The following is a 19,283-nucleotide window of genomic DNA, read 5'->3' as shown; positions in this document are numbered from 1 at the left end:
GTTCGCTCCGGCAACGCGCTGGCAACCGCGCCGCAACGAAATGGCACGCCAGGCGACGGTTCGGGTCAACCCCTTCCCCCGCTCTCAGCAAACGTCGATACTCTCTCCTAGACGGAGGGCGCCCGGCAAACCGGAAACCCTGAAACCGGGCTCCGGAATATCCGGGCGCCCTCTCGCAAAAGGAGCGGCATCATGTGGATTTCGGCACGCAACCGACTCGAAGGCACCATCACCACCATCGCTGAAGGAGGCGCGAACGGCATTGTGTCCATCGACCTCGGATTCGCAACCGTGAAGGCCGACATCCCCATGGAATCCGTCAACGAACTCATGCTCGAAGAAGGCAAGCGGGTGTTCGCCGTCATCAAGGCTACCGACATCATGATCGCCACCGGCTCTGAGCCCCTCGCAAACCTCTCGGCCCGCAACCAACTGCCCGGCGTCATCACGTATGTCAACAAGAGCCTTGTGAACGGCCATGTCTCGATGCAGCTTCCAAGCGGCGGCATGATGATGGCCTCCATCACGCGCGAGGCCATCGACGAACTCGGACTGGCCGAAGAGGATAACGCGATTGCCATCTTCAGCGAGACCGACGTGATGGTGGGCACGGAGGACTAGCGACCGCTCAACGAACCCCATGCGCCGGTTGCCGTGCCCTTTCGGCGGGAACGCACCCAGCCCTTCTCCGCCTCCGGCCACGGCGGTTCCCAACGAGGGCGGCTCAAAACGCAACGGAACCGGATCAAACGATCCGATTCCGTTGCGTTTTGAGCGTACAACGTTCTACGGAGACGACGACAAACAACGCCGCACACGGAACATGCTCACCGTGTAAACCATCGTGGCTCTCGGAAGCCCCGACGGTAAGAACCTACGCCGTCGCGCGCACCTTCAATGCACCGATCTTCTGGAAAACGGGGGCAGCGCCGCTCGTGATGTTCACCTCTCCCGATGGAGCAACTTCGAGCAGTGTCGGCGCCTGCATGATGCGGAAGCGCTGCGCGAGCTCCACGTTCTCCTCGGCCAGCAACTCCTCGAAGGAGATGCCAGCCGTCTTCATCTCCGCAGCGGCGAACTTGCAGTTCGGGCACGTGCGCGTGGCCACCAGATACAGCCCGGCAGGCAGCGTGCTCCCCTCAACAATCGAAGGATCGCCAGCAACCGAAGCTACGACCGAGGCCTCTGCGCTCGGCACCGTCACGTGGGTCCCCGCCTGACCGGCCTGCTCGGCGGCGGCCGTCACCTGCACGCCCGAGCGCGTCAGGTGCGAGTGGCTCAGGTCGTACTCCACGCGATCCGCGAACTCCTGGCTCTTGCCGTCGTTCCAGTTCTTCACCGGGCGGTAGTAGCCGGTGATGCGCGAGTACACCTCGGTTTCCTCGTGGCAGCACGGGCACTCGTACACCTCGCCGGCGATGTAGCCGTGGTTCTTGCACACGGAGTACGTGGGCGACATAGTGTAATACGGCAGCTTGTAGTTCTCGGCGATCTTGCGCACGAGCGTGGCCGTGCTCTGCCAGTCGGGCAGCTTCTCGCCCAAGAACGCATGGAAGACCGTCCCGGACGTGTAGAGCGTCTGCAACTCGTCCTGCACGTCGAGCGCGCTGAAGATGTCGTCGGTGTAGCCCACCGGCAGGTGCGACGAGTTCGTGTAATACGGCTTGCCCTGGTCGTTTGCCGAGATGATGTCCGGGAACTGCTCCTTGTCGTGCTTGGCGAAGCGGTACGTGGTGCTCTCGGCCGGCGTGGCCTCCAGGTTGTACAGGTCGCCGTATTCCTCCTGGTAGTCGGCCAGGCGCTCGCGCATGTGGTTCAGCACGTCCTTCGTGAACGCCTGCGCGGCCTCTTGCGTCATGTCGGCGCGCAGCCACTGCGCGTTCAGGCACGCCTCGTTCATGCCCACCAGCCCGATGGTGCTGAAGTGGTTCTCGAACGTGCCCAGATAGCGCTTCGTGTACGGGTACAGGCCCGCGTCGAGCAGCTTCGTGATAACCTGGCGCTTCGTGTGCAGCGAGCGCGCCGATACGTCCATGAGGTGGTCGAGGCGGCGATAGAAGTCGGCCTCGTCCACCGCCTGGTAGGCGATGCGCGGCATGTTGATGGTCACGACGCCGATGGAGCCCGTAGACTCGCCGCTGCCGAAGAACCCGCCGGACTTCTTGCGCAGCTCGCGCAGGTCGAGGCGCAGGCGGCAGCACATGGAGCGCACGTCTGAAGGCTCCATGTCGGAGTTGATGTAGTTCGAGAAGTAGGGCGTTCCGTACTTCGACGTCATCTCGAACAGCAGGCGGTTGTTCTCCGTGTCGCTCCAGTCGAAGTCGTTCGTGATGGAATAGGTGGGGATGGGATACTGGAAGCCGCGGCCATTCGCATCGCCCTCGATCATGATCTCGATGAACGCCTTGTTCACCATATCCATCTCGCGCTGGCAGTCGCCGTAAGTGAAGTCCATGTCCTTGCCGCCCACGATAGCCGGCTGGTCATGCAGGTCGGCCGGGCACACCCAGTCCAGCGTAATGTTGCTGAACGGAGCCTGCGTGCCCCAGCGGCTGGGTGTGTTCACGCCGAACACGAACGACTCAATGCACTGCTTCGTCTCCTCGTAGGTGAGATCGTCCACCTTCACGAACGGCGCGAGGTACGTGTCGAAGCTGCTGAAAGCCTGTGCGCCGGCCCATTCGTTCTGCATGATGCCCAGGAAGTTCACCATCTGGTTACACAGCGAGGACAGATGGCTGGCCGGCTTCGAGGTGATCTTGCCCGGCACGCCGCCCAGGCCCTCCTGGATGAGCTGCTTCAGCGACCAACCGGCGCAGTAGCCCGTTAGCATGGACAGGTCGTGCAGGTGGATGTCGGCATTACGGTGGGCCTTCGCCACCTCATCGTCGTAGATTTCCGAAAGCCAGTAGTTGGCCGTGATGGCACCGGAGTTTGAGAGTATCAGCCCGCCCACGGAGTACGTGACCGTGGAGTTCTCCTTCACGCGCCAGTCCTCCACCTTGACGTACTGGTCGACGAGGTCCTTGTAGTCGAGCAGCGTGGCGCCCGCGTTGCGTACCTTCTCGCGCTGCTTGCGATAGAGGATATACGCCTTCGCCACGTCGGCGTATCCGGCAGTGGAGAGCACCTCCTCCACGCTGTCCTGCACATCCTCGACGGTGATGACGCCATCCTTGATGCGGGGCTCGAAGTGCGCAGTGACGTTGAGGGCCAGAAGGTCAATGGTCGACGGATGGTACTGTTTCTCCAGCGCGTCGAACGCCTTGGCGATGGCGGCCGATATCTTGGCGATGTCGAATTCCGCAATCGTGCCGTCGCGCTTCTGAACCTCGTACATGCTTGCTCCTTTTTTCTTGCTGCTGCGTGTTCTTCAATCGGCCGATCGCATGCGGTAAGGCGCTCGCGGACGCCGATGAAGGCGGGCGATCAGTCGGGAATCGGTGCCTCACACCCTACCAGCGTCGTCATGCCTCGTCAATGTCTGTCACCCATATGTTGAAGATGGGAATTGCCGAACCAACTAGATATGGTATATTTTCCCATCAGGGGTTTTCCAGGGGGTTGAAGCGAGTCCTTCGAAAGGCGACCTGCGAGAATAGAACAGACCGCACGCGCGTCCCGGTTGCGGGACGCGAAAAACAACCACCTGCGACTATCCGTTTCTCGTGGAATTCGGTCGACGGGCAGATGCTCGGCGCGCGGCAGGTGGATGGGCACTCGAGTGCGGCCAGCGGATAAGCGTTCGCGCAGGGCTAGCGAAAGACGCTCGACGCGCGATGGAAGGTCGGCAGCCGACGGGAGGTTCGGCACGCTCCGAAGGTCGGTGCGCGATGGAGGGTTCGGCACGATCGGGCAAAGCAGCGCGACAACCCCGCTCGCCATTGCCCGCCCGCTTCCGGCGGACTATGATGGAGCCGGCGCAGCCTACGAATCGCGACCGACTGATGGGAGCCGCCCTGGATTACGCCCTCCGCTCCCGGCACGCCCTCGGTGCCCTCCGCCTGTTTGCCTCTCAACCAGGGAAAGGACTTGCTATGAACCATCTTTCCATGCGGCGTTCTGATCGTGCCATTCCTCGCGAGGATACGCTCGCTGTGCTCGATGCTGCCGCATTCGCCACCGTCGCAACCGTCGATGCGGACGGCATGCCCTACGGCGTGCCGCTGTCCTACGCACGACAAGGCGACATCTTGTATTTCCATGCCGCGAACGAAGGCGGCCTCAAAGCCGACTGCTTCCGCCGCGACGCGCGCGCTTGTGCGACGGCGGTCGTCGACGTCGAAGCGTTCTTCGAGAACGGCGACTTCTCTACAAGCTATCGCTCGGCCATCGCGTTCGGCCGCATGCGCCCGGTAGACGATCCTATCGAGTTCAAACATGCGCTCGTGAACCTCTGCATGAAGTATCTGCCTGCGCACAAGCATGCTATCGGAAAAGCGATGGAGATCGAAGGCCCGCATACGGCCGTGTGGGCGCTCGACATCGAAAAGCTCTCGGGCAAGGCGAACCCGTTTCCTGCGGGCGCGGACACAGCCGCACGTGCGAGCACGATCGAAAACGCGGGCGCGAACACGACGGGGGCGAGGTAGCTATGCGCGTCGCCGGCCTGCAGAAGCTCACGCTGCTCGACTTTCCCGGACGCACAGCGGCCACCGTGTTCACGCCGACCTGCAACTTCCGGTGCCCGTTCTGTCACAACGCCGACCTCGTGACCGGCTGCGACCAGGTGCACGATATGCTCGTCGAGGAGGTGCTCGGCTTTCTGCGCAAACGCCAAGGGCTGCTCGACGGCGTGTGCATAACGGGCGGCGAACCCCTCATGCAACCGGAACTCGCCGATTTCTGCGCAGAAGTGCGCAAGCTTGGTTACGCCGTGAAGCTGGACACCAACGGCAGCTTCCCCGACCGGTTGCGCGCGCTATTGGACGCGGGCCTCGTAGACTACGTAGCCATGGATGCGAAGAACGCACCCGCGCGCTATGCCGAGACGGCCGGCGTCGCAGGGCTCGACCTGGCCGACGTGCGCGCATCGGCAGACTTACTTATGGGCGGCGACGTGCCGTTCGAGTTCCGCACCACGGTCGTACGTGAACTGCACACGGCAGACGACCTGCACGCCCTCGCACGGTGGATCGAAGGCGCTCCGGCATGGTTTCTGCAAAGCTATCTCGATGCAGAAGGCGTGCTGGCCGGCCCTGGCCGTTTCCATGCTTGGAATCCTGACGAGCTGCGCGCGCTCCTGCCCGAGCTTCGGGCGTTCGTGCCGCGCGTTGCAGTACGAGGGGCGGACTGACGCGGACATTTACCGCGAAGCGAGCCCTGTTTTCGCGCTCCGCAATGCATGCCAAGCCTCCCGTACACCTCCACGACGCGGAGGAGAACTATCGGCCCTCAACTTTCGCATGAAGCAAGCCAAAGCGCGCGGAGGCAACCCCCAGCGGCCCCTATACTGGTTCGCGCCCGCATGCCAGCTGCGAAGGAGGGGTCGATGTACGGCCTGATAGCACAAGGGAAAGTACCGAGGACGCTCGCCGTGACGACACTGGCGCTGACCGCGCTCATCCTGCTCGCCGGGTGCGTTGCGTCAGCGGCGAATGAGGACTCCGAACCCGCAACCGAGTTCGACAACGTGGAGGACCCGCACCAGCCTCAGCCTCCCTCGACCGTTCCCGCACCGGCAGCGCCCAAGCCCGCGCTCACGCTCGACGAACGCGCTGCCGAGAAAGCGGCCGCGCTCACGCTCGAGCAGAAGGTCGCTCAGCTATTCGTGGTCACGCCCGAAGCCATAACCGAAGTGGGCACCGCCACGCAGGCGGGCGAGGCCACCAAGGAGGCGCTTGCCGCTTACCCGGTGGGCGGCCTCGTCTACTTCAAGAAGAACCTGCTCTCGGCCGATCAGACGCGCGAGATGATCGCGAACTCCCAGACCTATGCGCAAGATGCATGCGGGCTGCCGTTGCTCGTGGGCGTCGACGAAGAGGGCGGCACGGTGAGCCGCATCGGCGGAAACCCCGGTTTCGCCATCCCCAACGTGGGCAACATGGCCGACGTGGGCGCGACGAACGATCCGACGCAGGCTCAAGCGGTGGCCCAAACCATCGGCGGCTACCTGTGCGACCTGGGCTTCAACCTGAACTTCGCGCCCGATTCCGACATCTGCGGCAACCCGGCCACCGATGTCATGGCGCTTCGCTCGTTCGGAACCGACCCCGCGCTCGTGAGCGACATGGTGTCCGCGCAGGTAAAGGGCTTCGCGAACGCGGGCGTGCTCTGCTGCGCCAAGCACTTCCCCGGCATCGGCGGCATGACGGGCGACAGCCACGAGGGCGCCATCGTCACCCAGAATACGCTCGACGAGCTGCGCATAGGGGAGCTCGCGCCCTTCGAAGCAGCCATCGAGGCCGATGTGCCGATGGTCATGGTGGGCCACCTCACCGCCCCGAACGCGTTCGGCAACGACGTGCCCGCCTCGCTCAACCCCGCGGCCGTCACCGACCTCCTGCGCGGGGAGCTGGGCTTTCAAGGCCTCGTCATCACCGACTCGCTCTCCATGGGCGCAGTCGGCGACTTCTGCACGCCCGACCAGGCGGGGGTCATGGCGCTTCTGGCCGGCGCGGACCTCGTGCTCATGCCGGAGGACTTCGCCTCCGCCTATCGGGGAGTGCTCGACGCCGTGTGCGCGGGCACGCTCTCCGAGGACCGCATCGACCAGTCGGTCATGCGCATCGTGAAGGCGAAGCTCGCGCTGGACGAGAGCTGAGCTAGCGCATCCGTGCCTGCACGGACTCGACGGCCACCGGAAGCTCGACAGCCTCCGAAGGCTCGACGGCCACCGGAAGCGCTCCCGACTCAGAAACCTCAACGGCATCGACCGCCGTCCCTTCCGCCGTCAATCCACGCTTGAGCACGCGGTTCGTGAGCGCCGCGATGACGAGCGCGGCCGCGGCCGTGCCCAGCGCCACCGGCACCAGGTTGCCCCGAAGCGCGTCAAACAGCCCTCCGTACACCAGCTGCCCCACCGGCTGCGCGCAGTTCGCCAAGGACATGGCCAGCGCGATCACCTTCCCCACCAGGTGCGCGGGCGTTTCCAGCTGGATGAACGAGATGCCCTGGATGCTGAACATGGTAGCGCAGGCCATGCAGACGAACAGGCTTGCCACCAGCACCCCGTAGGCGACGAGCGGGTCCAACGGAGCGCCCAGCACCACGGCGATGGGCAGAAGCGCAACGGCCGCCACGAACAGGAACACGGGCGCTTGGCGCAAGGTCAGGCGCTTCGCCAGCACGCCTACCAGAATGCCGCCGGTCAGGCCGCCAAGCGCGAGCGCGCCTTCCGCGAAGCCCATGAACTGGTTCGGCAACCCGAGTATCTGCGTCACGGTGACCGGCGCGCCGATGATGATGAACGCCGACAGCGTCAGGTTGATGCCCGCCACCAGCAGGATGGTCTTGAGGATGACCGGCCGCTCGCCGCGCAGGAAGGCGAAGCTCTCGGCGATGTCGCCCGCCACCATGCGCAGGACGCCCTGGCTGCGCTCGGCGCGCTGGAAGGGGATGCGCACCACGCACACGATGAGCACGGCCGACACGGCGAAGGCCGCTCCCGCCACCGCCACCACCGGCTCGATGCCGAACAGCCCGAACACGAGCCCGCCTATCACGGGGCCCACCAAACCCGACAGCGCGCTGATCTGGCTCACGATGGCCGTGGCGCGCACGATGCCCTCGCGCGGCGCCACGAAGGGTACCGCCGCCTGCACCGTGGGCTGGTACACGCTCTGCGCGGCGTACAGCACGATGAGCGCGCAAATGCACATGCCCACGAGGTCGATCACGCCGTCGAGCGCGAGGAACGCCGCGCACGTGAGCGCGAGCAACGTGTCGAGCACGGCCATGATGCGCCGCTTGTTCACGCGGTCGGCTGCCACGCCCCCGATGGGCGTGAGCACGAGGTACGGCAGCCACGCCGCCGCGGAAACCGCCCCCATGAGCGCAGCTGATCCCGTCACGTTCAGCACGTAGAGCGGCAGCGCGAACCGCAGCACCGCATCGCCGAACAGCGAGGCGATCTGCACGATCACGATCGAGACGAACGACCGGTTCAAGAGCTTGTCCACAGGTTCTTTCTTTCTCTTTCATACCTACGGTTGGTATGTATCTTGGCTAAAAAAGATGCTGCGTCGAGGCAGCGATCCGACGATGACGAGGGACACGCGGCAGCGCACCACGGTGTGCAGCGGCGCGCAACGGCCGCGCGATAGGAAACTTCTCTATTCCGCACCTGCTTTTTCAGTACAAATGTTTCACATGAAACATCGAGGAGCGGACGAGATGCACCTGCGCTCGGGCGACGAGGCGCCACCGTAGCAGAGACGCACGACGCAACCGCAGCCGAAAAACAGAGCGCCGCAACCACCACGGCCGATCCAGCACTCAAACAATCATGCGCGCTCCCCCTTCTTCTGCAGATTACGCTCGTAGCCGTCGCGGAACTCCTCGAGCATGCCGGCGATGCGACCGGGCTGCACGTCGAGGCCCATGAGGTGCAGCAGCTCCACGTAGTAGTCCATGCGACGGCGCATCTGCTCGGCGTCGGTCATGCGGAACGCGGGGCTCACCCACAGGTTCGCCAGCATGAGGATGACCTCGGCCATCTCCTGCGGATATTCAGTTCGGATGGTGCCGTCGGCCATACCCTCGCGGATGATGGGCTCCACGAACTGCGGCGCAACCTCGTTGATGATCGATTGGTACTGCATGCCCAAAAAGCGGCTGTTGCGCACCGGGTCGGGCGCGATGGCCACCTCGGCGCTCAGGGGCAGCTGCGGGCCATCCATCGAGGCCTCGAACAGCGCCTGCATCTTCTCGAGGCCGGTCATGCGCGGATCGTCGCGGATCTGCACGAGCAGACGCATAAGCGGTTCGCTTTCGCGGTCGATAGCGGCGTTGAGGATGTCCTCCTTCGATTTGAAGTGGTGGTACACCGCCCCCTTCGTCACGTCGAGCTGGTCGACGATGTCTTGGATGGTGGTGTGCTCGTAACCCTTCTCCATGAACAGGCGCATAGCCGTGTCGAGAATGCGGTTCACCGTCTCCTCGGGATACTTGTTGCGAGCCATGGGCGCTCCTTCTCACGTTAATAGACCGCTGGTTGATAAAGCATCCGACTGCGCTCATGCCGCGTCAACCTGCGCGCTCGACTCGCGTGCCCGCCGCATGCGCGGCCCGTTCGCAACCTGCGCCTGGACCTGTCCTTCGTCTACGTGCTTTTGCCGCGCGTTCGACTCGCTCTCCTGCCTCTGGGCAAGATCGCGGACACTTTACGTACATACCAACGGTATGTATCTTACGCCATAACTCTAGCAGGAGCAAGCGCGACGTACCGGTTACGGTTATGTGCGATACTTGGATGACAGCATCGATCGAAGGAAAGCAGAAGCATGACGGGTAAGCAACGCAGCCGAAAGCGTCGTTGGGGAGCGAGGGCTTTGGCCATCGTGCTGCTCATGGCGGCCGGCGCTGCGGGCGGCTACCTCGCGGGGCGAACGATACATGCTGTCAGCGACTCGGGCGACCCGCTCGAAACCGTTGTTTGGCTCGTCGCAATCGTCGCGCTCATGGTCGTTGCCTACTTCGTGCAGATTATCGTGCACGAAGCGGGTCACCTCGTATTCGGGTTGGCAACCGGCTACCGATTCCGGTCGTTTCGAGTGGGCAGCTTCATGTTTGTCGAACAGGGCGACAGGTTGCGTCTCAAGCGGCTCTCGTTGCAGGGAACAGGCGGCCAGTGCCTCATGGGACCGCCCGATTTCGTGGACGGACGCATGCCCTACCGGCTCTACAACTTGGGCGGCGTGCTTGCGAACATGCTCGTCGCGCTGATCGCAGCCGCCTTCTTTTTCGTGCTGCAAACGGGGCTTGCGGCGACCTTTCTCGCGTTCGTCGCTCTTTTCGGCCTTGCGTTCGCGCTGGCGAACGGCCTGCCGCTCACCGTCGGCGGCGTGAACAACGACGGCAAGAACCTGCGCTCGGCCAGCGAGTCTCCGGAAGCGCTGCGGGCGTTCTGGACCATCCTCAAGGTGGGCGAGGCCCAGGCGGACGACCTGCGCGTGAAGGACATGCCCGCCGCCTGGTTCGCTGTGCCAGCCGATGCCGAGCGCCTACGCAACCCCCTCATCGCGTCTGTGGCGGTGCTGGCCTGCAACCGGCTTCTGGACGAAGGGCGCATCGCGGAGTCTGCAGACGCCATCCGCGACCTGCTAGGGCGCGAGACCGGCATGCTCGGCTTGTATTGCTCGCTGTTGAAGGTGGACCTCGCGTACTGCGAGCTCATGGGCGAGAACCGCGCAGAGGAAGTCGAGCGCGCCCTCGATGCCGACGCATGCAGGCTCATGAAAACCATGAAAAACTTTCCCTCCGTGTTGCGAACGCGCTATGCCCACGCACTTCTGGCCGACCACGACGAGAATGCCGCCCAGCGCATCCGCAGCGAGTTCAACCATACGGCGACACGCTACCCGTATCCAAGCGAGATCGAAGGCGAGCGGGAGCTGATGGACGCGGCTTTCACCCGTTTTCTGAAAGAAATGACCGTTGACAGCGGAACGGAGAAAGGAGCGCAGCGATGACTGCCGCGATCCCTGAGACGCCGAAGCGCGCCTTCCGTTCCGGAAGCGAGCAGCACGGCTGCGAATACATGAAAAGGACGCGGCACCGATTGCTGCGGCGCGCTATTCTCCCGGCAGTTTGCAGACGTGCACCCAAGTGCAAGGCGCGGCGTATCGCTCGAGTTCGTCAGGCGTCAGGCGAATAGCGCTGTTCGCGCTGCCGCAGGCGGGATACACCACGTCGAAGCGGCGCAGCGATTCATCCAGGAACACGTCGCATCCCTCGTTCACCGCGAAGGGGCACACGCCGCCGACGCCGTGGCCGATGAGTGGCTCAGCCTCGTCAGCGGAGAGCATTTTGGCCTTTGTGCCGAACTGCGCCTTGAATTTCTGATTGTGTATGCGAGCGTCTCCGGCGGCTACGACGAGCGCCACCCGATCGCCCACGTGAAACGAGAGCGTCTTGGCGATGCGCGCCGGCTCGCATCCCACGGCGGCAGCCGCAAGCTCCACCGTTGCGCTCGATACTTCGAATTCGAGCACCCGATCCCCGATGCCGCACTCTCGAAAATAAGTTTTCACCTTGTCGATCGCCATATCGCCCGCCCTTCCCGCATTTTTCGCCAGAACCCGTCAACCCCCTGAGGGCACGGCATACTGTTCGATATTGTACGACAGGCGTCCGCACCGCGCCCGCTTCTCCCGGTCTACGGCGCACAACGACGGTTGCCGCCAGATGCCGAAGTCCTCATACGGCGAAGGAGTTCGAAGGGGCTGCGATCGCGGCGTCAGCCAACGCAAGCTCCACGACCAGCACGTTTCCGTCCAGGCGCGCAGACAGGCGCATGCCCATGGCTGCGGCGAGGCTGGCGGACACGGCCAGGCCGAGGCCGCTCCCAACCTCGCTGCGGGCGGCGTCGGCCCGGTAGAAGCGCTCGAACAGGCGCTCGGGATCGAAGGCGGCAGGGTCGGGCACCTCGTTCGCGAACGCCACGCAGGCTCCGCGCTGCTCCACCGCAAGCGGCCCCGAACCATGGCGCAGCGCGTTGCCCACGAGGTTCTCGAAGATGCGCGCGAGGGCCTCAGCATCGGCATCCACGGAAAGCCCCTCGTCCTCGAAGTCCACGCGCGGCTCCCATCCGCGCCGCTCGAACGCGGGGAACTGCCCCACCAGCACATCGGCCAGCGCCGGCAGCACGGCCACGGGACGCAGGTCGAGCGCGAGGTCGGGGTCGTTCGCCTGCGCGTAGGCGAACAGCTGGTCGAGGAGCGCTCCCATGTCGTCGAGCCGCGCCTCGGCGGCGGCCAGCCGGCGGGCGCGCCCGGCGTCGTCGCCCTCGTCCTGCGCGAGGCGCAGGTACCCCTTCGCGCCCATGAGCGGCGTGCGGATGTCGTGCGAGAGGCTGGACAGGTCGCGCTGGAACTCCTGCTGGCGGCGCTGCCCCTCGAGCCGCTCCCGCTGCGCGGCGTCCAACTGGGCGTTCACCGCCTCGGCCAGCTCGGCGAACGCCCGCCCGGGCGCCTCCACCGTCATGCGCGCGTTGCTGCGCGCGTCGCGCCCGCGCAGGAAGCGCGCCATGCGGCGCAGCTCCCGGCGGAAGAGGAGCGCCGTCGCGCCCGCCCCGACGGCCAAGCACGCAAGCCCCACCAGCACATACGCCATCCGAACGCCCTCCTTGCCCTACACGTCCCTGCGCCGGCACGCCGTGAGCGACAGCGCCGCGCACACGGCTGCGATCGCTCCGAACACGATAAGCGCCTGCGCCGCCGCGGGAAGCCCGGCCACGGCGGACGCGCCCGCCTCGAACAGGCCCGTGCCTCCCGCCGCCAGCCGCTGCTGCACGGACAACGGCAGCCATTGCACTGCGTCGCCCACCAGCGGCATGGCCGGCGCGAGCACCGCGGCCGCCCCCAGCACCATCGATTCGAGGAAGCCCGTGGGCACGAGCGCCGCGAACACGACGCCGACCGTCTTGCTGCGCGTCGCCCACGCGATGAGCGCGCCGAGGAACGCGTACGCCGTCAGGACGAGCCACGACAGCACCGCCCAGCTCCCATACTCGCCCACCGTCTCCGTGCGCTCGTAGGAGAACCCGAGGACCGCGTACACCGCATCCGACAGGAGCATGCCCGCCAACAGGAAAACCCCGCACAAGACCGCGATCAGCACGAGCTTCTCCGCGAAGTACGCCCGACGGTCGCCGCGCCCCGCGAGCACGTTCTTCGCGAATCCCGTGTCGAAGTCGGACGAGGCCAGCAGCGCCGCCAGCACCGCGAGGATCAGCCCGAGGAATCCCACCATGAACGTGTTGCCGTAGGAGTAGGTGCGGCTGCCGATGACCTTCTCATTGAGCGCCTGCACCTCCTCGGCGTCGAGGTCGGCGCCGTTGGGCGTGGTGAGCGTGACGGTCGCGCCGCTCTGGCGCGCCTCCTCCTGCGCCTGCTCGCTCACCATCTGGGCGAACTCGGGCGTGGTGGCGAACCAGACGAGCCCGGCTGCCCCCACCACGACGAGCGCGAGGAAGGCCAGGCCCACCCACAGCATCTTGCCGTGCACGAGCCGGTAGACATCGGATTTCAACAGGTTAAACATGGCGCGCACCGCCTTCCTCGCCCGACGCGGCGCGCGCAGCCCCCTGCGCGCCGCCTTCCATGAGCTCCACGAAGTAGTCCTCGATATCCCGGCGCACCGGGCTCATCTCCAGCACCGTCTGGTCGGCGTCGTGGAGAAAGCGCGACACGGCCGTCGCGTCGTAGTCGCCCGCGACGGAGAGGGACCCATCGGGCAGTGCGCGCAGCGTTGCCTGGGGAAACGCCTCCTCCATCAACGCGAGCGCGCGGGCCGGGTCGGCCGTGCGCACGCGCAGGCTGTCGCCGCACTCGGCCTGCATCTGCTCGGCGGTCATCTCGCGCACCATGCGGCCTTCGGCGATGATGCCGAAGCGCGTAGCCACGCGGTCGAGCTGGTCCAGCACGTGCGAGCTGATGACCACGGTCACGCCGAGCGTCTGGTTCAGCCGCACGACGAGGTTTCGCATGGCGCGCGTGCCCTCGGGGTCCAGGCCGTTGAACGGCTCGTCGAGCAGCAGCAGGTCGGGCGAGCCCACGAGCGCGAGCGCCAGGCCCAGCCGCTGCTTCATGCCGAGCGAGAAGCCCTTCGCCTTCTTCCTGCCCACGCCCTCGAGGCCCACGAGCGCAAGCGCCTCGCGGCAGCGCGCCGACGCGTCGACCACGCCCAAGGCCAGGGCCTTCGCCATGAGGTTCTCGTAGGCCGTCAAGTTGGGAACGATGCCCGGCGCCTCGATGAGCGCGCCCACGCGCGACGTTCCCGCAGGCCGCGCGGCTTCGCCGCGAGCGTCGGCGCCGGCGCGCCCGCCGAACAGCTCGATCTCGCCCTCGGTGGGCGCTGCCAGCCCGCACACCATCTTCATGACGGTGGACTTCCCCGCCCCGTTCTTCCCGACGAACCCGTAGATGTCCCCCTGCGCCACATGCAGGTCGAGCCGGTCGACCGCGCGCTTGCCGCGGTAGGACTTCGTCAGCCCCCGCGTCTCAACGACGTTCATGAACGCCCCTTTCCCTTCGCCTTCTCAACATGCTTCCAGCTTACGGAACAGGGTTTCAGGAAGGATGAACCAACCTTTAAGAAAGCTTGAAGATGCGGGACGCTCCTTTCCGCGCAGGTCATGCGCCCTCGTCGACCGCCAGCTTGAACCCGAGGCCCCACACGGTGCGGAGGTAGCCGTCGGTGCCGGTGGGCTTGAGCTTGGCGCGGATGTTGGACACGTGCACGCTCACCGTGCTGTCCTCGGCGGCGTAGGGTTCGCCCCAGGCCAGCTCGAACAGCTCCTGCTTCGTGTACACCTTCTTCGGATGCAGCGCCAGAAGCTCCACGATGTTGAACTCGGTGCGCGTGAGGGGCACGTCCGCGCCGTCCACCGCGAGCGTGCGCGCGGCGCGGTCGACGGTCCATGCGCCCACGCGCAGCACGTCGCCGCCCGGCTGCGACGCGGGGACGCGGCCGCGGTGGCGCAGCTGCACCTCGATGCGCGCGAGCAGCTCGTCCAGGTCGAAGGGCTTGGCCAGGTAGTCGTCGGCGCCCAGCTTGAGGAGGTCCACCTTGTCGGTGGCGCTCGTGCGCGCCGAGGTCACGACGATGGGCGTATGGGCGTCGGCGGCGCGGACGAGGAGCACGATGTCCTCGCCGGGAAGGCCGGGCAGCATGAGGTCGCACACCACCACGTCGAACCGCTCGCCGCGCGCGTCCGCCGCCTCCAGCACGAGCCGCGCCTCCGTTCCCGAGAACGCCTGCGTGCACGCGTACCCCGCATGCCCCAGGTGGTCGGCCACGATGCCGCTGATGTGGGCGTCGTCCTCCACGAGGAGCACGGCAACCCCGGTCGTCGAGTCTCTCACGCTCGCCTCCCCTTCATTCGCTTTCGCGCCCCGGTTTTCACAGGCAGAATCCCATGTACAACGGCAAGTATGCACGATCGCCGTCGACTTTGAGTTGCTTGGGATGCAAAACGTACTGGGTCCCGACGCACTTGCCGAACTTCTCCTTGAATCGATCGAGCGATTTCGTGCCGTATTGTCGAGGCGACTTCACCTCCACAGGACAGACGCGAGGCTTCATGGCGGCATCGGCGTACGGGCGCACGATGAGGAAGTCGACCTCCATCCGCTCTTCGCCCTCCCTCTTTCCTGACTGCGAATAGAAGAACAGGCTATGCCCGTTCGCGTGGAGCATCTGGGCCACGACGTTCTCCGTGAGCATTCCCTCGTTCAACCCTATCTCGCCGCGAAGCACGGCGCGGTACACGCTTTCATCCGTATGCGCGTTGTCGGCGAAAGCAAGCGAGACGAGCAGTCCCGTGTCGGCCAGGTAGCACTTCAAAGAAGACTGCGTCATGTTGAGCGAGAGGCCCACGCCCGGATCCGAGCAGGCGAAGCAGATGTTGGCGATACGGGCGTCGGCCAACCAAAAGAAGGCCTCCTCGTAGCTTCTCATGCGTGCATTCTTGCTGATGGAGCTCAAGGTGAACTTCTTCTCATGCTTCGACAGCTGGCCGGGAATGCCGTCCAGCACCGAAACCACCTTGAATTCGTAGCCGCGGGCAAACCGCGCGACGTCGTTGCGATACAGGCTGAGGATCTGGCGCTTCGCCGTATCGACTGGCTCGAACTTGCGCTGCGCCACGTAGATGCTCACGGGACCGGGCATGCCGCCCACCAGGATATACTCCCTCAAAAGACCCATAGCGCGACGGTGCAGCCCGTTGGGCAAGGGCTTCAGTCCGTCGAACTGCCTGCGGATGAGGGTCGCCAGCTTCTCCTCGCCCATCCCCCAAAAGAATTCCTCGAAATCCAGCGGATTGAGCTCGAAGGATTCCTCCTCCGACGGAACCACAATGCCGTCCACGTTCTGCTTGATGGGCAGGAGTGATCCGGTTTCGATATAGTCGTAACGGCCGTCGGCCACCAAGTACTTGAGCAGGCCACGAGCAGTCGGGAACATCTGAACCTCATCGAAGACGATGAGCGTATCCCGTTCATGGAGGTCGACTCCGTAGTAGGTGGACAGGTAGAGAAACAGCGTGTCGAAATCGGTGCGGTAGTCTTCGAAGTATTGCTTCACCTCGGCGGGCGCTTGGAAGAAATCCACGATAAGGCAGGAAGCGTACTCGTTGCGCCCAAACTCCTCCACGAGCGTGCTTTTGCCCACACGGCGAGCCCCCTCGATAAGCAGCGCAGTCTTTCCATTGCGGTTTTTCTTCCATTCGAGAAGCCGGTCGTACGCCTTTCGCTTCAGCATGGCTCTACTCCTTGCACGATGCGCAAAACTTTACAACGCTTTCGCGACACGAAAGCCGGGAGACGCGCACCGATCAATCTTTACGGACAACTTTTCTCCCCGCTTCCGCGCTCATCTCCTTAAGCACGCTCCCGCCCCAGACGCACATGGCGTTCAGCACCGGAGTGAAGCTGCGGCCGCGCTCGGTGAGCGAGTACTCCGTCTTGGGCGGCACCTGATGGTACAGCTCGCGGTGGAGCATGCCGTCGGCTTCCAACTCGCGAAGCTGCTGGGTGAGCATCTTTGGCGTGGCCTGGGGCATGAGCCGCTGCAGCTCGCCGAAGCGCAGCACGCCGTGCTTGCTCAGGTGCCACAGGATGAGCACCTTATGCTTGCCTCCCACGATGTCGATGGTCGCTTCGACCGGGCAATGGTAGGCATCTGGGCAGGTTTTCATGGCAGCGCTCCTTTGCGGCGGGCCTTCGGCGGCAAACCCTTGCTTTCCTTTTCGGTAGTATATTCCAAAATAGTGCCTACTTGCTTGTCCGGTAGCGGCTTCTATCATGAAAGGAGAAACGAACCCGCACGAGAGAAGGAGCATCCCATGTCGTTCACCGACCTCGCCAAGAAGCGCTGCTCGATCCGCTCCTACGAAACCAAGCCTGTTGAGTCGGAGAAGATCGCCGCTATCGTGGAGGCAGCCCACGTCGCGCCGAGCGCCGCGAATCGCCAGCCCGTGCGCCTCATCCAGGTGGAAAGCGCGGAAGGACTCGCGAATCTCGGAAGGTACGCGAACCTTTACGGCGCGCCGCTCGCGTTCATCGTGTGCGCAGATGCCGAGCGCGCTTGGAAGCGCCCCGTCGACGGCATGGTCTCCACCGCCATCGACGCCTCCATCACCTGCGACCACATGATGATCGCGGCCACAGACCTGGGCCTCGGCAGCGTGTGGATCTGCGCGTTCGACCCCGTCGGCGTGCGCGAGGCGTTCAACCTGCCCGCCTCACTCGTGCCGGTGAACATACTGGCCGTGGGCCACGCCGCCGACGAATGGAAGAGCCCCGAACGTCACGCGGTCGAGCGCATCCCCGTGCAAGAGCTGGTGACGAAGGCGTAGGCTGCGCGCCATCCCCGTGCCCTGCACGTGCGCGAATTCCTGGTTGGATTGGCAATTTGGCGGTCATATGCACTCGTTATCGAACGCACTGGATAGCGCCATCAGGCGTTTCTTTCGGTGGGCCGGCCTCGCAGGCTTTCAGAAAGGCCGTTTCGGGTGCATATGCGTTCCGTTTTGCCACATCCCCCTATCTTTCCCGCAGCACACCGCGCGAGCGCGACCAGCGGCGCAGGTAGACGCCGCCGATGATTGCGGGGATCACGGGCGAGGCCGCCTGCGCCACGAAAATGCCCACGTAGCCGAAGTCAAGCGCGCCCGAGAGCAAAAACGCCAGGCCGAAACGCACGGCGAACGCGTCGATGAGCGAGTTCGCCAGCACGAGCCGCGGCGAGCCGGCCCCGAGAGCGAACGAGTCGAAGCTGTACATGGCCGCGTAGAACAGGCCGTTCACGCTGCACGTGATGCGCAGGTAGAGCACGGCGATGTCGAATGGCGCGCCCTGCGTGAGGCCGTAGAGCCCCACGATAGCCGGCGCGAGCAGCTGGATGAGCACCTGGATGCCCAGCGTGACGCCGATATTGAAGCGCGCTCCCAGCCGCGCGACGTCGCGGGCGCGCGCGAGCTCGCCGGCGCCGGCGCACTGCGCGGCCGCCGTGGTGATTGCCTGGCCGATGGCCCAGCAGGGCAGCCCCGCGATGGTGCTTATTTGCAGCCCCACGCCCGCCGCTGCGGCAACGTCCACGCCATAGCGGTTGAGCATGCCGGTGACCAGCGCGTACGACAGGTTCACCACCGCCATCTGCACGGCGGAGGGCACGCCGACCGAAAGCACCGCGCGCACGTCGGCAGCGAAGCCGCCCGCGAGAACGTTGCTCCCAAGCACGCGCCCCGCCGCAAAGCGCCGCCGCACCAGCGCGAGCGCGAGCAGCGCCGAGAGCCCCTGCGCCGCCACGGTGGCCACCGCCGCGCCCGGCACGCCCAGGCCGGCCGGGCCCACGAGCACCAGGTCGAGCGCCACGTTCACGAACGTCGCCGCACCCACCAGCAGAAGCGGCGTCCATGCGTCGCCCTGCGCCTTGAGGAACGCGGCTGCGGCGTTCATGAGGAACGGCCCGACCGCGCCGCAGCAGAGCACGGTCGTGTAGGCCACGGCTCCGTCGAGCGCCGCCGCGGGCACCGCGTTCGCCGTGAACGCCAGCCGCGCGAGCAGCGTGCCCGCCACAGCGATGCCGACGGACGCCAGCAGCGCCACCAGGAGCGTGGCCGCGTAGGCCCGTCGCTGCGCGCCCACGTCGCCCGCGCCCACCGCGCGCGCCACCACCACGCCGCCGCCGGCCGAAAGGCCGATGACGAACGCGTTCACCAAAAAGACGGCGTTCACCGCGTTGCTCATGGACACGAGCCCCACGTCGCCCACCACCTGGCCGACCACCGCCATGTCGACGGCCTGGTACACGTACTGCAAGACGTTCACCGCCATGAGCGGCAACGCGAAGGAAAGCAGCTGCCGGAACAGCGGCCCCTCGGAGAAGGAAATAGTCGATGCAGAAGAAGCCATAGGTTCACCTCTGAGGATCGGGATGCGGAAACGGAAGCCGCGCGAACCGCCCCGGGTCCGCGCATGAAAAAGCGCCGCGGACGAAGCCATCCGCGGCGCTCAAGGTTCCCGGCATCCCGGCATCGACGACAAGGCATGCCCTTAGGCGGCGCGCCTCCCGATGCCGATGACTATGTCCGTCCCTGCTCCGTGCGATGCTTCATC

Annotated in this window: 17 protein-coding genes; 6 read left to right on the top strand and 11 right to left on the bottom strand. The window is 65.2% G+C overall.

Translation table 11 applies throughout. From position 1 onward, the window contains the following. Positions 1 to 192 precede the first annotated feature (192 nt). Entirely contained in the window at positions 193 to 621 is a 429-nt protein-coding gene (locus C2L71_RS00750; protein ID WP_103263875.1) for a TOBE domain-containing protein, read from the top strand. A 253-nt stretch (positions 622 to 874) separates the two neighbouring features. On the opposite strand, the gene C2L71_RS00740 is transcribed toward C2L71_RS00750, so the two are convergent. Then, positions 875 to 3,340, bottom strand: a complete 2,466-nt coding sequence (locus C2L71_RS00740; RefSeq protein WP_103263873.1) for a ribonucleoside triphosphate reductase — start codon at positions 3,338 to 3,340, stop codon at positions 875 to 877. Between the two features lie 697 nt (positions 3,341 to 4,037). Between C2L71_RS00740 and C2L71_RS00735 the strand changes: the two genes are divergently transcribed. From C2L71_RS00735 to C2L71_RS00725, 3 genes are all read left to right on the top strand, one after another. Continuing rightward, complete coding sequence (locus C2L71_RS00735) at positions 4,038 to 4,592, top strand: pyridoxamine 5'-phosphate oxidase family protein (protein ID WP_103263872.1); 555 nt, start codon at positions 4,038 to 4,040, stop codon at positions 4,590 to 4,592. A gap of 2 nt (positions 4,593 to 4,594) precedes the next feature. Next, positions 4,595 to 5,296 (top strand): anaerobic ribonucleoside-triphosphate reductase activating protein, encoded by a 702-nt coding sequence (locus tag C2L71_RS00730; protein WP_103263871.1) that lies wholly within the window; start codon positions 4,595 to 4,597, stop codon positions 5,294 to 5,296. A gap of 240 nt (positions 5,297 to 5,536) precedes the next feature. Next, positions 5,537 to 6,763: a glycoside hydrolase family 3 protein gene (locus C2L71_RS00725; protein ID WP_239926191.1), complete on the top strand. Its 1,227-nt coding sequence runs from the start codon at positions 5,537 to 5,539 to the stop codon at positions 6,761 to 6,763. A gap of 1 nt (position 6,764) precedes the next feature. On the opposite strand, the gene C2L71_RS00720 is transcribed toward C2L71_RS00725, so the two are convergent. Beyond that, the gene (locus tag C2L71_RS00720; protein WP_239926189.1) at positions 6,765 to 8,120 is read right to left on the bottom strand and encodes an MFS transporter; all 1,356 of its coding nucleotides are present in this window, start codon (positions 8,118 to 8,120) and stop codon (positions 6,765 to 6,767) included. A 324-nt stretch (positions 8,121 to 8,444) separates the two neighbouring features. After that, the gene (locus C2L71_RS00715; RefSeq protein WP_103263869.1) at positions 8,445 to 9,122 is read right to left on the bottom strand and encodes a TetR/AcrR family transcriptional regulator; all 678 of its coding nucleotides are present in this window, start codon (positions 9,120 to 9,122) and stop codon (positions 8,445 to 8,447) included. Between the two features lie 321 nt (positions 9,123 to 9,443). On the opposite strand from C2L71_RS00715, the gene C2L71_RS00710 reads away from it, so the two are divergent. Beyond that, positions 9,444 to 10,631 (top strand): M50 family metallopeptidase, encoded by a 1,188-nt coding sequence (locus tag C2L71_RS00710; protein WP_103263868.1) that lies wholly within the window; start codon positions 9,444 to 9,446, stop codon positions 10,629 to 10,631. A gap of 102 nt (positions 10,632 to 10,733) precedes the next feature. On the opposite strand, the gene C2L71_RS00705 is transcribed toward C2L71_RS00710, so the two are convergent. From C2L71_RS00705 to C2L71_RS00675, 7 genes are all read right to left on the bottom strand, one after another. Beyond that, positions 10,734 to 11,207: a YbaK/EbsC family protein gene (locus C2L71_RS00705; RefSeq protein WP_103263867.1), complete on the bottom strand. Its 474-nt coding sequence runs from the start codon at positions 11,205 to 11,207 to the stop codon at positions 10,734 to 10,736. Positions 11,208 to 11,358: 151 nt separating this feature from the next. Further along, positions 11,359 to 12,273, bottom strand: coding sequence for a sensor histidine kinase (locus C2L71_RS00700; RefSeq protein ID WP_103263866.1), 915 nt, complete (start codon positions 12,271 to 12,273; stop codon positions 11,359 to 11,361). A gap of 18 nt (positions 12,274 to 12,291) precedes the next feature. Beyond that, positions 12,292 to 13,203 (bottom strand): ABC transporter permease subunit, encoded by a 912-nt coding sequence (locus C2L71_RS00695; RefSeq protein WP_129588451.1) that lies wholly within the window; start codon positions 13,201 to 13,203, stop codon positions 12,292 to 12,294. Continuing rightward, complete coding sequence (locus C2L71_RS00690; protein ID WP_103263864.1) at positions 13,196 to 14,176, bottom strand: ATP-binding cassette domain-containing protein; 981 nt, start codon at positions 14,174 to 14,176, stop codon at positions 13,196 to 13,198. Before C2L71_RS00690 ends, C2L71_RS00695 begins: the two co-directional genes overlap by 8 nt. A 118-nt stretch (positions 14,177 to 14,294) precedes the next feature. Continuing rightward, complete coding sequence (locus C2L71_RS00685) at positions 14,295 to 15,026, bottom strand: response regulator transcription factor (protein ID WP_103263863.1); 732 nt, start codon at positions 15,024 to 15,026, stop codon at positions 14,295 to 14,297. Between the two features lie 37 nt (positions 15,027 to 15,063). Then, on the bottom strand, positions 15,064 to 16,425 hold the full coding sequence (locus C2L71_RS00680; RefSeq protein ID WP_103263862.1) for an ATP-binding protein: 1,362 nt from the start codon (positions 16,423 to 16,425) through the stop codon (positions 15,064 to 15,066). 73 nt (positions 16,426 to 16,498) lie between these two features. Beyond that, a complete protein-coding gene (locus C2L71_RS00675; protein ID WP_103263861.1) occupies positions 16,499 to 16,861 on the bottom strand; it encodes a winged helix-turn-helix transcriptional regulator in 363 nt (120 codons plus the stop codon). Positions 16,862 to 17,008: 147 nt separating this feature from the next. Here C2L71_RS00675 and C2L71_RS00670 point away from each other — a divergent pair, with 147 nt between their 5' ends. After that, a complete protein-coding gene (locus C2L71_RS00670; protein ID WP_103263860.1) occupies positions 17,009 to 17,521 on the top strand; it encodes a nitroreductase family protein in 513 nt (170 codons plus the stop codon). A gap of 187 nt (positions 17,522 to 17,708) precedes the next feature. Here the strand turns inward: C2L71_RS00670 and C2L71_RS00665 are convergent, their stop codons facing one another. Beyond that, positions 17,709 to 19,079 (bottom strand): MATE family efflux transporter, encoded by a 1,371-nt coding sequence (locus tag C2L71_RS00665; protein ID WP_103263859.1) that lies wholly within the window; start codon positions 19,077 to 19,079, stop codon positions 17,709 to 17,711. Positions 19,080 to 19,283: the final 204 nt, after the last annotated feature.

The organism is Enteroscipio rubneri (genome assembly GCF_002899715.1).
Classification (GTDB): Bacteria; Actinomycetota; Coriobacteriia; order Coriobacteriales; family Eggerthellaceae; genus Enteroscipio; species Enteroscipio rubneri.
Note: the sequence above shows the minus strand (reverse complement) of the source record. Positions and strands in the feature narration are given on the sequence as shown.

Coding starts and splice junctions, on each gene's coding strand:
- C2L71_RS00750 (WP_103263875.1), top strand. CDS start 193: ATGTGGATTTCGGCACGCAACCGACTCGAAGGCACCATCACCACCATC.
- C2L71_RS00740 (WP_103263873.1), bottom strand. CDS start 3,340: ATGTACGAGGTTCAGAAGCGCGACGGCACGATTGCGGAATTCGACATC.
- C2L71_RS00735 (WP_103263872.1), top strand. CDS start 4,038: ATGAACCATCTTTCCATGCGGCGTTCTGATCGTGCCATTCCTCGCGAG.
- C2L71_RS00730 (WP_103263871.1), top strand. CDS start 4,595: ATGCGCGTCGCCGGCCTGCAGAAGCTCACGCTGCTCGACTTTCCCGGA.
- C2L71_RS00715 (WP_103263869.1), bottom strand. CDS start 9,122: ATGGCTCGCAACAAGTATCCCGAGGAGACGGTGAACCGCATTCTCGAC.
- C2L71_RS00710 (WP_103263868.1), top strand. CDS start 9,444: ATGACGGGTAAGCAACGCAGCCGAAAGCGTCGTTGGGGAGCGAGGGCT.
- C2L71_RS00705 (WP_103263867.1), bottom strand. CDS start 11,207: ATGGCGATCGACAAGGTGAAAACTTATTTTCGAGAGTGCGGCATCGGG.
- C2L71_RS00700 (WP_103263866.1), bottom strand. CDS start 12,273: ATGGCGTATGTGCTGGTGGGGCTTGCGTGCTTGGCCGTCGGGGCGGGC.
- C2L71_RS00695 (WP_129588451.1), bottom strand. CDS start 13,203: ATGTTTAACCTGTTGAAATCCGATGTCTACCGGCTCGTGCACGGCAAG.
- C2L71_RS00690 (WP_103263864.1), bottom strand. CDS start 14,176: ATGAACGTCGTTGAGACGCGGGGGCTGACGAAGTCCTACCGCGGCAAG.
- C2L71_RS00680 (WP_103263862.1), bottom strand. CDS start 16,425: ATGCTGAAGCGAAAGGCGTACGACCGGCTTCTCGAATGGAAGAAAAAC.
- C2L71_RS00675 (WP_103263861.1), bottom strand. CDS start 16,861: ATGAAAACCTGCCCAGATGCCTACCATTGCCCGGTCGAAGCGACCATC.
- C2L71_RS00670 (WP_103263860.1), top strand. CDS start 17,009: ATGTCGTTCACCGACCTCGCCAAGAAGCGCTGCTCGATCCGCTCCTAC.
- C2L71_RS00665 (WP_103263859.1), bottom strand. CDS start 19,079: ATGGCTTCTTCTGCATCGACTATTTCCTTCTCCGAGGGGCCGCTGTTC.